At 32.8% G+C, this 13,208-nt stretch carries 20 protein-coding genes and 1 pseudogene; 5 read left to right on the top strand and 16 right to left on the bottom strand.

Annotated features, from left to right (window positions below; all coding sequences use genetic code 11):
• Positions 1-55 precede the first annotated feature (55 nt).
• The 6 genes from CRO45_RS13770 to CRO45_RS13740 all read right to left on the bottom strand — a co-directional run bounded on the left by CRO45_RS13770 (position 56) and on the right by CRO45_RS13740 (position 3,306).
• The gene (locus CRO45_RS13770; RefSeq protein WP_141400335.1) at positions 56-544 is read right to left on the bottom strand and encodes a hypothetical protein; all 489 of its coding nucleotides are present in this window, start codon (positions 542-544) and stop codon (positions 56-58) included.
• Positions 545-996: 452 nt separating this feature from the next.
• The gene (locus CRO45_RS20100; protein WP_170949494.1) at positions 997-1,161 is read right to left on the bottom strand and encodes a hypothetical protein; all 165 of its coding nucleotides are present in this window, start codon (positions 1,159-1,161) and stop codon (positions 997-999) included.
• Between the two features lie 76 nt (positions 1,162-1,237).
• Positions 1,238-1,501, bottom strand: coding sequence for a hypothetical protein (locus tag CRO45_RS13760; protein ID WP_097150209.1), 264 nt, complete (start codon positions 1,499-1,501; stop codon positions 1,238-1,240).
• 92 nt (positions 1,502-1,593) lie between these two features.
• Positions 1,594-2,139, bottom strand: coding sequence for a 2'-5' RNA ligase family protein (locus CRO45_RS13755; protein ID WP_097150208.1), 546 nt, complete (start codon positions 2,137-2,139; stop codon positions 1,594-1,596).
• 455 nt (positions 2,140-2,594) lie between these two features.
• On the bottom strand, positions 2,595-2,798 hold the full coding sequence (locus tag CRO45_RS13745; RefSeq protein ID WP_097150206.1) for a hypothetical protein: 204 nt from the start codon (positions 2,796-2,798) through the stop codon (positions 2,595-2,597).
• Positions 2,799-2,931: 133 nt separating this feature from the next.
• A complete protein-coding gene (locus tag CRO45_RS13740) occupies positions 2,932-3,306 on the bottom strand; it encodes a VOC family protein (RefSeq protein ID WP_097150205.1) in 375 nt (124 codons plus the stop codon).
• Positions 3,307-3,519: 213 nt separating this feature from the next.
• On the opposite strand from CRO45_RS13740, the gene sspO reads away from it, so the two are divergent.
• Entirely contained in the window at positions 3,520-3,678 is a 159-nt protein-coding gene (gene sspO / locus CRO45_RS13735; RefSeq protein ID WP_097150204.1) for a small acid-soluble spore protein O, read from the top strand.
• Positions 3,679-3,754: 76 nt separating this feature from the next.
• On the opposite strand, the gene CRO45_RS13730 is transcribed toward sspO, so the two are convergent.
• A complete protein-coding gene (locus CRO45_RS13730) occupies positions 3,755-4,423 on the bottom strand; it encodes a DNA alkylation repair protein (protein ID WP_097150203.1) in 669 nt (222 codons plus the stop codon).
• 136 nt (positions 4,424-4,559) lie between these two features.
• Positions 4,560-5,003, bottom strand: a complete 444-nt coding sequence (locus CRO45_RS13725) for a hypothetical protein (RefSeq protein WP_097150202.1) — start codon at positions 5,001-5,003, stop codon at positions 4,560-4,562.
• Positions 5,004-5,314: 311 nt separating this feature from the next.
• Between CRO45_RS13725 and CRO45_RS13720 the strand changes: the two genes are divergently transcribed.
• Positions 5,315-5,845, top strand: coding sequence for a histidine phosphatase family protein (locus CRO45_RS13720; protein ID WP_097150201.1), 531 nt, complete (start codon positions 5,315-5,317; stop codon positions 5,843-5,845).
• A gap of 200 nt (positions 5,846-6,045) precedes the next feature.
• Here the strand turns inward: CRO45_RS13720 and nhaC are convergent, their stop codons facing one another.
• The gene (gene nhaC / locus CRO45_RS13715; protein ID WP_097150200.1) at positions 6,046-7,422 is read right to left on the bottom strand and encodes a Na+/H+ antiporter NhaC; all 1,377 of its coding nucleotides are present in this window, start codon (positions 7,420-7,422) and stop codon (positions 6,046-6,048) included.
• Between the two features lie 390 nt (positions 7,423-7,812).
• On the opposite strand from nhaC, the gene CRO45_RS13710 reads away from it, so the two are divergent.
• Positions 7,813-8,232 carry a hypothetical protein gene (locus CRO45_RS13710; RefSeq protein ID WP_097150199.1) on the top strand — a complete coding sequence of 140 codons (420 nt, stop codon included), beginning with the start codon at positions 7,813-7,815 and terminating at the stop codon, positions 8,230-8,232.
• A 718-nt stretch (positions 8,233-8,950) separates the two neighbouring features.
• Here CRO45_RS13710 and CRO45_RS13700 read toward each other — a convergent pair.
• The 5 genes and pseudogenes from CRO45_RS13700 to CRO45_RS20295 all read right to left on the bottom strand — a co-directional run.
• Positions 8,951-9,442: a GNAT family N-acetyltransferase gene (locus CRO45_RS13700; RefSeq protein ID WP_097150197.1), complete on the bottom strand. Its 492-nt coding sequence runs from the start codon at positions 9,440-9,442 to the stop codon at positions 8,951-8,953.
• Between the two features lie 122 nt (positions 9,443-9,564).
• On the bottom strand, positions 9,565-9,873 hold the full coding sequence (locus CRO45_RS13695; RefSeq protein WP_097150196.1) for an antibiotic biosynthesis monooxygenase family protein: 309 nt from the start codon (positions 9,871-9,873) through the stop codon (positions 9,565-9,567).
• Positions 9,874-9,938: 65 nt separating this feature from the next.
• Positions 9,939-10,127, bottom strand: a complete 189-nt coding sequence (locus CRO45_RS13690) for a hypothetical protein (protein WP_097150195.1) — start codon at positions 10,125-10,127, stop codon at positions 9,939-9,941.
• 51 nt (positions 10,128-10,178) lie between these two features.
• A complete protein-coding gene (locus CRO45_RS13685) occupies positions 10,179-10,733 on the bottom strand; it encodes a GNAT family N-acetyltransferase (RefSeq protein WP_097150194.1) in 555 nt (184 codons plus the stop codon).
• A gap of 152 nt (positions 10,734-10,885) precedes the next feature.
• Positions 10,886-11,008, bottom strand: a pseudogene (locus tag CRO45_RS20295) (peptidase E); the annotation flags it as partial.
• A 209-nt stretch (positions 11,009-11,217) separates the two neighbouring features.
• On the opposite strand from CRO45_RS20295, the gene CRO45_RS13675 reads away from it, so the two are divergent.
• Both CRO45_RS13675 and CRO45_RS13670 read left to right on the top strand, forming a co-directional pair.
• Entirely contained in the window at positions 11,218-11,349 is a 132-nt protein-coding gene (locus CRO45_RS13675) for a YjcZ family sporulation protein (protein ID WP_097150193.1), read from the top strand.
• Positions 11,350-11,616: 267 nt separating this feature from the next.
• The gene (locus CRO45_RS13670; RefSeq protein ID WP_097150192.1) at positions 11,617-11,919 is read left to right on the top strand and encodes an EthD family reductase; all 303 of its coding nucleotides are present in this window, start codon (positions 11,617-11,619) and stop codon (positions 11,917-11,919) included.
• 144 nt (positions 11,920-12,063) lie between these two features.
• On the opposite strand, the gene CRO45_RS13665 is transcribed toward CRO45_RS13670, so the two are convergent.
• Together CRO45_RS13665 and CRO45_RS13660 are read right to left on the bottom strand one after the other, a co-directional pair.
• On the bottom strand, positions 12,064-12,489 hold the full coding sequence (locus tag CRO45_RS13665; protein ID WP_097150191.1) for a MaoC family dehydratase: 426 nt from the start codon (positions 12,487-12,489) through the stop codon (positions 12,064-12,066).
• Positions 12,490-12,616: 127 nt separating this feature from the next.
• Entirely contained in the window at positions 12,617-13,090 is a 474-nt protein-coding gene (locus CRO45_RS13660; RefSeq protein ID WP_328588634.1) for a GNAT family N-acetyltransferase, read from the bottom strand.
• Positions 13,091-13,208: the final 118 nt, after the last annotated feature.

Genomic DNA, 13,208 nt, shown 5'->3' with positions numbered 1-13,208 from the left:
TACGCTCCTAACTCTATGAAGTTAGGATTATTTTCATATAAAAGTGGCTCACTTTTCAATTGCTATGGTGGCTCAGTTTTAGCTTATCAAATACATGAATATACTCTATATCTTTTTGAATAATAAAATACAAATATATGATTACATTAACAACCATTCCTATTAACCAAAACCAAAATGTATTAACTTTATGAAATGGTAAGATGATTGGATTTTTCCAATCAGGTTTTTCGTTATACCAAGAAACCTTCTTATTAAAGAAAAGATGGTTAAGAACGATTCCTATTATGATAAAAACAAGGAAAAAACGATTAAGAATTACTTTTAGTTCCTCTGGAATATTCATTGTCCCAACGAAATCATTCGAAACCATAAAGATCACAAAACCGGTTAGAAACGATAACAGCAGTGATATAACGAATCTTTTTTCTTTATTGATAATTAACATAGTCAATAATCCAACAAATATAAATAAGGTAAAAACTTCTTGGTGGTAGGAAATAGAAATAATCCCTAGAAAAAACGCAATAATAATTAACAACAAAAGAATTCCCCATTTCCTTACTTTTGTATATATAGTTTACTAAATTCCTCTAGTAAAGGGGAAATTCCTTTCTTCAACTAAACTGCCCCGTTAGTTAAATCTGTTTCCTTCTCGATTATTGCTAAATAGATTCTTTAATACTGATACACATAACCAAATAAACAAAATATAAATAAAACTTTCTAATAAGCAAATTACTAGATCAAATATCAAGAGTCCAAAATCTTCAATCTCAGAAAACCCATATCGTTCCCATTGTGAGCTCGAAAAAATTCTATTGCTAATCATCCATAAAAAAATTGGGATCATTAGAATCCAATAAATCTTTGGCACAGAATGACCTTTTACTAACAAATCTTCACCCCTTACATTAAATTAATAGACAACTACCCAGTTAGTAAAAAAAGGGACTGCACTTTTCTGCAATTCCCAGTTATGTATCGTTTTCACTTTTAGTTTTTATTAGCTATATCTTTTAGCAAAGCAATGATTTGTTTATTTTGTTCAATTTGAATTTCACTATTTACTCGGAGAATTCTAATCCATCTCAATACTAATGCAATTAACAAGATTGGTATTAAGGCAAAGAACGTTCCTATTAAACTTACCGAATCCATTTTGGTACCCCTCACTTTCCGACTCAATTTTAACATAGAAATGCTGTATCAACTCTAGAAAGAATCATCTCTATTTTTAAGCCCCCGTTAACATCCCAAATATTATTACGCCAGAAAATAACCCAATTACGATCCAAACACTGAGCTCTTTGTTAATACGTTTATTTAGAAACTCAAAATGTAGTTCAGCCTTCCTTTTTAAAAATTGAAGTAAATAAAGTAGAATCATAAAGCCTAAAAATCTTTGCCACATTTCTACTAATATAGCTTCAATATAATAAAAGTAAACGCCAAAAGATAATAAGAACACAATAAGATAAAGTAAGGAAGATATTCTCATATATATCATTCATCCCTATAAATAATATTTTAACTAGTCCTGTTATTTTCTACCCCGCTTATGCAGTAAGGTTGAAGAGTCTAACCTCCCCGTTAGTTGAAGTTGACATTACTTAATGGAATATCCAAAAGTTTTACATATTTTAGAGGTTCAACTTCTTGATAAATTCTAATAAAATTAACTTCAAATGTTGGGTATGGGGTAAGCTCCTCTTCCGCTAATTTTGCCATATCATTTAGATCTTGTTTTGATAAACCAAAGTATGTTTTTCCCAATGTCATATGCGGTATATAGTCGTCAAGTTCAAAATACTTTTTAATTAAATCATCAGATGGTAATATTTTTTCAACTATTTTATTGTGGAGTTCGTACAGTTCTTTTGAATTTACACTTAAATAAAGAATATCCTCACCAAAAAACATTGGTTTACTAACTGAAATATTAAATGGTGAGAATTGATTGCACACCTTCTTCACCTTTCTAATCCACTCTTTATCTGGTGTTAAGCCCCCTTGTGCCTTTACTGTAATATGTGGTTCAACGACATCAGTAATCCAGTGATTTTTCCATTTTTGTTGAAATGCAGTTACTTTTTGCTTGTATTCATCTGAAGGAACAATACCAATAAAATATTGCAAAATAAATCCCCCTAAAGAGAAATTTTATAAACACCCTCGTTGGTTGAACAGTAACTAAAATTATGCTATTGAACAATTCTAGTAGGTTCCAACAAGGCAGATCATTAAAGCAGCGATGAAAATAAATGTTAAAACTGCTCCTAAAAGATTTTGGTTATGAGTGCTTTTTCCATTTTTTAAGTTCTTCAAGAACATAGTGAAATTTAAAAACCATAAAGTACCTAATAACGGTACGATAAGCAAAATCATAAATAGCATTAAATTAGTCCTCGCCTTCCCTTATACCTGTATTTATTGAACATGCCTTCCTCGTTAGTAAAGTAGTTCAACAAAAAAGCCGTTAATCCCTTTTTGGATCAACGCCACCGAATTTTAAAGAATAGAAAGTCATGTTGAAGATAAAATAAATTAAAACCCCGAATTAATTACAAGCAATTCGAGGCTAATACAAGTTACTATTTATTTGGAATTTTACAGTTGTTTGGATTAAAATTTGCTTCATTTATAAGCTCTTCAAGTTTGCTTGCAGCTCCGTGACTGTTACGATTGAAGTTTGATTCTGCAGCAAATTCTTCACGATTATTCACACCTTGGTTGCGATTATCGTTAGCGTTTGCTTCGCTAGCAAACTTTGCTTGGTTGTTACGATTGTTAGCCATTTCTATCTCACCTCCATAAATATTGTGAGGAGAAATGTCCTGTTTATACTTTTAAAAATGTACGAAAATAAAGCGCCCATTTGTAGGAGTTCATTATTCCTAAAGCCACGCTAATAAGAAAATTTATATGATCTTACCAGTGTACTTGAAGTTTATTACCATTTGGATCATAAAAGTGGAAAAAAGCATGACCATTATCTTCTTGTATTTCCTCTACCTTAACTTGATTGTTAATTAGATGTTGATGAAATTCAGATAATTGTGGGCTTGTAAAGCCGATACTGAAAGCTGATTCCTTATTAACTGTAAAATGTGCAAATGTGTCATCGACAGTTGGTACTAGGATAAGTAAAAAAGGTCCGTCATTTACTTTCATAATCGCAAATGGATCATCAGTAATGCTTACTAACTGAAACCCCAATACATCTCTATACCATTGGGATGACTGTTCTAAATCTTTTACAGGAATTCTAAGATAATGCACTTGTTGAATGAATGAATTACTCATATTAAGCTCTCCTTAATTTAATCTGGTATATCAAGTAATTCTCTATATATTCACCTATACCTTTTCTAAATTATTAAATTTTTCTGCAACGTTATCACAGACGAATTTCTGCGAAGTAGAGAGCTTAGAAACCGCATTTGAAGAGATAATGATTTATCAAGAATGCATACTAAGGAAACCACGTGACAAACTAAAATCATGGAGGTGTATAAAATGAGTACCAACTCAAAGAAAAATAAATTAAGTGGTAGCGTTAGTGATGAGCAAGCAGTAAGAAAGAATTTATCAAGGAAGCATGATCATGAATTTGCAAATGAACCCTTAACAGCGGTTGAGAGACTTAATAATAAGAAAACTAAGAAGCGACAATAACTTAAAATGATTAAATACAAAATAGCCCCCACATATAGTAAATTGGGGGCTATTCTTAAAAACTTTTCAGTGGTAACTATTTCTTCTGTCGTTTGTTCACTTCCATCGTAATGAACTCTGGCAAATAGTTTGGAGTACATCCTTTTGATACGAAATCACCTTTGTAAAGACCCGTTTTCTCACCTATTTTAATACAACGTTCACGATTCTTTTCATCATAAACGCCTATCCAGCCTGCGGTGAAATTCATAGCCCATTGAACTTCCGGTACTTCCTGCGCAATACTCGCTTCTATTGCAGATAGTAAATCTTCTGTGTTTTCAGGTGGTGTTTGTCCAGTCCATCTCAATCGCGCTTGATAATACCAGAAAGTTCGTCTTTGTAGAGCAGAAGGGCTATTTTCCCATGACTCCAGCAATGAAATTAACTTCTTGTCTTTCATAAGCTGATTAGCCATTAACCAATCCATCAAATTATTTCGCTCATCTACAGTGTGAATTTGCATATCTTGATCAAGTTGATTTAGCACATCTTGTGAAAGCAGTTTTTTATCCATAATTAAGATTGCTAATAGTCTAGGCAAATATTCTTCGGTTGACCAAAGTTCCATAGCTAGTTCGTGGTCTTTTTTGATTTCTTTCGCAATTTTACGTAAGTCGCCTAGTTTTGTATTGCTATTGATCTGAGATAGAATGTTTTCTGCTTTTGATGAGCGTTTTATTTCAGTAACTTTATTTTCACTCATTTTATACAACTCCTTTTCTAAAGCTCTGTTTCAATCTGCCCTTAGTGGGATGTATCAAGATTATTCAATCTTGGATATGAAAAGAGCATTCCTTTTTAAGAAACGCCCCAGTTATCATTTTTGTTAAATTATGGATTTACAACTTTTTTTTAATCCAAATTTTCCAATCTTCAATTCCTTCTATTTCAATAATATTTAAATCATCAGTTTCGGAATTATTACTTTCGATATAACCTACTTCATATCCAAATTCGTCATTAGTAACTACTGTTTGAATGTTACCCTTTCCTTTAAACGGTCCATTCATTTGAACTATTTCTTTTGCTACCCATTGACCATCATCTTTATGAACATCAGCAATCCAGACATCCTTATCATTCATTACCCCTCTAAAGACAAATAACACTAAATCTTCGTTTACTTTATGAGAACCATATATAATTATTTCTCTTTCTTTGTTACCAACTTCTATATTTTTCAAGGCATCTTCTGGATAATGAGCTGTTTCTTTACTAATTTCATTACAACCAACAAGTAAAAAGAGCAATGATAAAATTATTAGCATTAAGTTTGATTTCATATTTTCTACCTCTTCAATTTATTTAACTATAGACTGGAATATTCTGTTACATTAAATTACCTTGTTAGTTCAATAACTTCAACACAAATGGGGATTAATCCTTCTTAAATCAAATAGTACGACTTAACTTTAAGTCTACAAGATATATGGGGAATGGTATGGATTCAACTAATGAAGGAGAAATTAACAAATGAATCCCAAACAACGTAGGTAAATAAAAAGGGCTATGATAAGTTGCAAAGTGGTCTAAATCTGAAGAATTTTTTGTTAATTATTTGGTGAAAACGAAAAAGTAATTAGGAGCGAGACAAATGGACAAAACAGTATATCTGGTCAGACATTGCCAGGCTGCAGGACAAGAGATGCAGGCGGAATTGACTGAAGAGGGAAAAAAACAAGCGAAAGAGCTTATGCGCTTTTTTGAAAAGCGGAATATTAAGCACATCATTTCTAGCCCTTTCACAAGAGCGATTCAATCCATCCAGCCAACAGCAGACAGCCTAGGCCTTCAAGTAGAAATTGATGAGCGGCTTTCTGAACACAAACTGATTTCGAAAAATTTAAACGACTGGCTAGAACGCATCAAAGAATCCGTTTCGGACAGGGAGCTGAAAATGGCAGGAGGTGTATCGAGCCGAGAAATTGCCAAAAGCGGAATGGAAGTTTTTGAGACAGCAAAAGACGGCACTGTGTTGACTACACATCGCAATACATTGGGGCTTTTATTGATGCAAGTTCATGGCATGCAGGGGCTAAAAGAATGGGCAGGATTTTCGCACCCAGATGTCTACGAAGTGAAGGTGAAAAATGGTAACTATTATGTAAGGAGGATCTGGGATTAGTATTTGTAAAAAAAGAACCAATTGATATCTTTTAAAGTGTATCAATTATATGCCTCGATAGTTCAATAATTTCAACAAAATGGGCACTAATCCTTCTTGGATCAATGCCTGATCCCAGAGGCTGTTCTACTTCCTTCATTTCTACTATAAAAAAGTAGTACGAACCATGGCCTTGGTTTGTACTACGAATGTTAGTATGTTTAGTTTCTTGATATTGTCAGGTTTAACCATCCAAAAATTATTGTAAGGATTGGGCTTAGTAAGCAAAAGAACGCAAAAGGCAGATAGTCGATTACGGAAACGTTAAGCATCGAGGCAATAAATAAACCACAAACACTCCAAGGGACAAGCGGATTAACGACTGTACCTGCATCTTCCATTACCCGGCTTAAATTTTTCGGATGTAAGCCTAGTTCTTTATATTGTTGCTTAAAGGCATCCCCTGTTAATAAAATCGATAAATACTGTTCTCCAACTACAATATTAATTCCAATTGCAGTAAAAGCCGTCCCTGTAATCAATGCACCTATTGATTTTAATAAACTTTCAATTTTGCTAAGCAAAGTTTGAATAATACCTAAGCCAAACAATAACCCACCCATGCTCAGGCTAAGCACCACAAGCATAATTGTAAAGAACATACTACTGATTCCACCACGAGTTAAAAGTGAATCAATTACTTCAACCCCAGTTTCAGAAACATAACCACTATATAAAATGGCACTGTAATCACTAATTGATAAAGATGTATGAAATATTGATAAGAAAAGCGCTACAAGGGAACTAACCGTTAGCGTTAAAAATGCCGGCACTTTTTTGAATGTGCAAACAATCAAGACTAGGAGTGGCACGATCGCATACCAATGGACAAGATTTGTAGCTTGTAAACTAGTCTGATAGAAAGCAATGTTCGTATTATTTACACCTTCAACTGAAGGGGATAAAACCGCATATAGGACACCGCTAATTAAAAACGCAGGAATCGTTGTCCAACTCATATTTTTAATATGTTCAAATAAATCAATATTGACGATACTCGCTGCTAGATTTGTTGTGTCTGACAATGGAGACATTTTATCGCCAAAAAACGCTCCGGATACAATAGCGCCAGCCGTCAAGACAAGCGATGCATCAATGGCACCTGCGATACTTACAAAAGCAACCCCAATTGTAGCTACAGTCGTCAATGAACTCCCAATCGCTGTACCGATAATTGCTGTAATAATAAATACAATCGCATAAAAGAAACTAGCCGATACGAGAGAAAAACCCATATATAAAAGCGTTGGTATCGTACCGCTTACAATCCAGCTACTAATCAGAATACCTATTAAAAAGAAGATATAAATAGCTCCTATTCCTGTAATGGCTCCAGATCGCATACTTTCTTCCAACACTTTAAATGGCACACGTTTAAGCAAACCGTAAAAAATGAGAAGAATGATGGAGAAAAGGATCGGGATATGTGGTACACTACCAAGCTTACCAATCGCGCTAGAAATAACTGAAATGACTATTATTACAATGAATAATGCTTCGAATACTGACGGTTTTGATTTTGCCTCAATAGAAAACATATGCTTGCTCCTAGATGTTAATTTCACGCTTTAAACTTCAACGCTTCAACGTGACAAAGTTGTTTTTTCATTCTAGCACGTAATTGCATAATGTCAATAACGATAGAGATAATTAAGGATTAAAAAAATTCGAACAATTCGAGCTTTTATCTTACTTCAGACAGAGTTTTCATACATGACAACAAGCTTGGTAATTTGACTAAAGAGTAAAAGCGGCAATAACTTTATCTATTAAATTTATTGTCCATACAAAGTAATGCTATTTATATATAGGGTGAAAACTAATTGTTCTAGGTTCTAAATTAATAGTAATTAAAGCATGAATAGAACTATTTTTTCTTCGTGGTTTTTGAGTAGTTGTGCTATATTCAAATTGTCAGGAGTGAGTGGATGAAAAAGTTTTTAACAATTACCGTAATGATTCTTGTTTTACTCGGAGCAGCTGGTTATGCTGTGTGGCATTTTGGAACAAATATCGCTTCCGAAAAAATAATCGATACAGTGAAATCGAATTTAACTACCGAAGATTTAGAAGAAATAAAATCTTATATTGAGAATGATCCGAAGCTTCAAGAAGTTGTAAATGAGGTAGCATCTACAAATCCGGATACTCTTCCCTTCCAAACGAAGGAAGAAGCTACACGTGTGGTCATAAAAAAAGTAGGCGTTAATCGTTTACTTGATATTCAGGAACAAGCCCAAAATGGCTCAATTAATCCGGATGAATTATTATCAGAAATCGAAGGTAAACTGTCCGAAGATGAAATTTCTGCTTTAAAATATGTTTTATATAAGGAATTGTATAAATAAAAATAGAACTACCCATTTTTGGGAGTTCTATTTTTAAAATATTTACTTCATCCAAAATAGAAAAAAACGACTATGAGTAAAACCATTATTAAAGGCTGTACCTTATCGATTATACGTGTCTTGATGTTATATTTCTTGTTGTACCACGTTACTCTAATGATGGATATTACCAAAACAAGGGTTAATACAGGAACATAGTAAACAATATAAACTTGATTAAAGTCACTAAGGTTATTACCTATAATGAATGCTATTATAAAAAATAGTAGTATAAACAAAAATTTAATAAATCTGTACTTATTCTCATTAAATAGAAAATCTAGAATTTTCTCCTTCATTATTAAATCCCCACCACTTTCAGTTTACTCGCTTCATTAAAGTTTTGATAATCTACACTTTACATTAACATAAATATCTAACTTTGATTAAGTGCGCCAGGAGATGTCCCGATTATTGAATAAGAGCTAAAGACGATTCTTTAACTAACCTGCCCCGTTAGTACAATAACTTCATCAAAAAGGGCATTAATCCTTCATGGATCAACGCCCTCGTTAGTTTAAGTGCAATCCTTCACAAACCAACTTCAATTACTCGAAATAAATTAAATATTAAATTAGAAATACTTCAAGATTAGTCAAGCCCCTATCTATTGAAAAAACGTCTCCACAGATTGTAGAAACGCTACCGCCAGTTTATTAAGCAGTAATTAAAAATCCTATTACAACGAAAATTTATAAAACTTTTTATCAACATTTAATACTGGGAAATTTTCAGGTAACTCTTGCTGATCAATACTGGTAAAGCCGTTTTTTTCGTAAAATCTATGGGCAGCTAAAAATTGTGGTGTTGTTCCAAGATAGATTGTTTGTACTGAACGATTTTTTGCCCAATTGATTGCATTATGTAATAAAAGAGTGGCAGTCTTAAATTTCGATCCTCTGAATTCTTTATCTACAAACATTTTTCTTAATGCAACTTGATTATTTCCTATGTCTAAAATACTGATTGTACCTACTACTTTTTCATCATATAAAGCCACCCAAAAGTTCCCATTCCCCTTCTGGTAAAAATCTTCTATCGTAAACAAATCAGGTTGGTCATCCTTCGTAATCTCGATGTTATATTCTTGTTGCTGAATATGAAGAATTAAATCGACTACTTGAATTTGGTACTCATTTGAATATTGTTTCACAATGGGATAGTTGTCCATTACTTTACACCGCCTATAAAATTTTTCTATTATTACTTCAGTTTACTTTTAAAGCCTAATTTTTCAGTATTCTTGCCTCGATCGTATAATAAATTCAAAAAAGATCCTTAAACCTTCTTGGATTAACGCCTCAGTTGTTGAAGTTTAACCTTCTCAAAATGTTCTACTGTTGGAAATGGGTCATAAAAATGATGCAATTGGTTTTTCCACTCTTGATACTCGTTTGATTGTCTAAATCCGACTGTATGGTCTTCTAATGTTTCCCACTTTACCAGTAGTAAATATTTCCCCTCAACTTCAATACAACGCTGTAATTCATGAGATATATACCCTTTCATAGAAGATATAATTTTTGATGCGGTACGAAATGCTTCTTCATATTCTTCTTCCATGCCTTTCTTAACATGGAGTAAAGCAGCTTCTAATATCACCAGAATTCCTCCTTTTTGAAAGTATAACATTTCTATGTAATTGATTGACGGATTGTTCAACTACTCTAGTTGAAGATACTTAAAATTAAGCCTAATAGGATCATTAAAGTAATTCCACCGAACATAAAATAGCCTATTATCTTAATCGGCAAAGGGAGATTTCCACCTTTACTAATAGGATAGCCCTCTACTCTGTTCAAATGTTCCATTGCATCATTAAATGGTTTATCCCGTTCTGAATTATAATTAGGCATTATTAACTCTCCCCCTTCTTGAAGTAAACTGCCTGGTTAGTGCAACAACAACTACTTCGTATTTATATAGTAAATAAGATGATCCGTCCATTGGTCATTTTCATAAATAAACCCTTCTCTTATACATTCAAATTGCATGCCAACACTTTCAGCTAATTTAATGGAAGGTGTGTTATCAAGGTTAATGTGTGCTTCTATCCGATGGTAATTTAGCTTTTCAAAAGCGAGCTGGAGCGTTGCTTTTACCGCTTCTTTTCCGTAGCCTTGTCTCCAAAATTGGTTATGAATTGTATAACCAAATCTTGCCCATTGAAAACCATCCCTCATCAGTGTGGAGAAATCTATTGATCCCAAATGAGTATGATCCTCTTTTCGAAAGATTCCAAATACATATACTTTATCGTCCATCGCCATTCTTTGATGGTTATCCACTAGATCTTCAAACCATTCTTTAGTACAAATACTCATATCGATTTTGCCTTCATCGTATTTGTGTTGCGAAGGAAGTCTATTCTCAAACTCTGTTAACCAGGTAGTATAATCCTCTTTTGCAAGAGGTCTAATTACTAGTCGATCTGTTTCCTTGTAGTAGTTGAATTTATTCAAATTAACGCCCCGTCTTTCATTCTTTAATTCTATTCACTAAAAGCCTTCTGGTGCATAACTTCAACAAAAAAGACATTAATCCTTCTTAGATCAATGCCTCATTAATGTTTCTATTTATTTTCAAATTTTTATCCCACGAGATTATTGCAAAAACCATACATCGCAGTGGGAATGCAAAGAGCGTTGGATTCAGCAATCGGCTTGTCCAGCATGTCAACCAGTACGGCGTGTATGCTTTTGTTAGTGATGCCTCCAGATGTAAGCAGAAATTTCATAACTTCACTCCTTGTCTTTGTTGGTATTGTCAAGTTTGTTCTAACTTCTAAGATAGCAGCCCTATTGTTAATCCGATATACAGCTTGTTTATCGATTCCGATTTCTTCTCAATTTGCCCCGGTTTGAAATTTATTTATAATAATCAGCATTTATACCCATTTCAGTGGAGAAATAACTCATAAATTATTTATTGTAAGGGGGTGAATTTATGTCTGGTTATGATAATAATGTAGGCGGTATTTTTGATCGCAATGACAACAAAAAAGAATTTGTATTATTAGTTGTGCTATTCATCCTGTTAATTATCGTTGGTGCATCTTTCATGAAAGATAAATATTAATTTAAAACTTTCAACGTTTAGATAATTTATTATCTTTTAGTTGTTTCGTCATTCATTTGGAGTCGAATTTATTAGAATTCGGCTTCTTTTTAATTTTATAAGATGGTTTGCTTTTATTTTTACAAGAAAATATCATTTCTATATTCACAATTAAAGTTAATAAGCTACCAATATATTGATTTAAAAACAGGTTAACTTTTTGTCATAATAAATTTGCATTTTAATATTATGATTGTGTAACACTAAACTTTAAAGGGAGATGGATATTTGGCAAAAGTAATGGTGATGTATGAAAGACCTACGAACATTGATGAATTCGAAAAGTATTATCAAGAAATACATTTACCTATGGTAAGTGAAGTGCCGAATCTTAAAAACGCGTGTATCAATAGAGTCTTACAAACTCAAAACTCCCCTGAACCTCTTTATTTAATCGCAGAACTGGAATTTGAAAACATGGAAGTTCTGCAAAACGCATTGTCTTCAACTCCAGGGCAAAAAGTCCAAAATGATGTTGTAAATTTAATTAAATTTTTACCAAAACCACCGATTGTATGTATTACTGAATGACCCCTTCCCCCATCAGATTAAATTAAATTGTTAGAGTGTATTCCATCTGTCTTGTTAGTTCAATAACATCAACAAAAGGGGCATTAATCCCTTGTTGGATTAATGCCTCCGTTAGTTTGAGAACCTATATTAACAATTAGCCTATCATTGCTTTACCAATGCGGATAATTCACCTTCAAACACTTTATCTTCTTTATCGTTGAAAGTTAATAACTGTACGGTGAGGACACCAGTTTCATTCTTTATTGCTTTCTTATCAATAACCTTAATAATTACATGTAATTCATCATCAGGATAAACTGGTTTTATAAATTTAATATTATTCAGTTTTGTTCCAGCAATAACATCATCACCGTATCTACCTTCTTCGACCCATAACTTAAATGAAATAGCGAGTGTATGTATTCCAGAAGCTATAATTCCATCAAATCTTCCCTGTTTCGCTTTTTCCTCATCTAAGTGCATATATTGGGGGTCAAATTCACTCGCAAACCTCATAATATCTTCTTTTGTTAATCTATGTGATTTAGTTTCAAACACATCTCCTATTGTAAATTCATTTAATTTCATACAAAACACCTCTTAGTTGTTAGTGAAAAAAAGTATATAACTTATTTTAACACCTGTTATTAAGGGTTGTTACTAATTTTACTTATTTGTTCAACTAAACTGCCCCGTTTTAATACAATAAGGATTTTTATAAATAACCTTTCATCCTAATCACTTTTCCATCAACTTCTGGGCCTACTTCTACCATTCCAATTTTTTTATAAAACTTAATCGCATTAATATTTGAGGGGGAAACTCTTAGGTGATATTCTCTAACTTTATTGTTTTCAAAGAATTGCATTACATAATTGTGTAATTCTTTTCCTTTCCCTAACCCACGCATTTCGGGTATTAAATAATACAAATTTACATAACCAATGTCATTACCTTCATATTTTCGGATTGTTAATTCAAGTTGCCCGATATATTTACCGTTCTCTTCAGCTAAAACAAAACCTTTTGGAAGATCCCTTATTTTTTCTTCTAACCAACTTAGATACTCTTCTTCTTCACCCAACCCCGAAGTATCTCCAAAACTTACTCTAAATGAGTCTTTCCGAAATTTAACGACTGTATTTCGATGTTTCTTAATATCAATTTGCTCGAAGTTCAATATAATCACTCCTTGAATAGATCTTAACTATAGACAAATCACGCCCATTGTATAATAGTGTATCTACGAACATAATCTTCCAGTATAAGTGTAAGTAGATTGATATGTTAATAGAAACCAATACAAA

The organism is Ureibacillus acetophenoni (genome assembly GCF_900220965.1).
In the GTDB taxonomy this organism is placed as follows: Bacteria; Bacillota; Bacilli; order Bacillales_A; family Planococcaceae; genus Ureibacillus; species Ureibacillus acetophenoni.
Note: the sequence above shows the minus strand (reverse complement) of the source record. Positions and strands in the feature narration are given on the sequence as shown.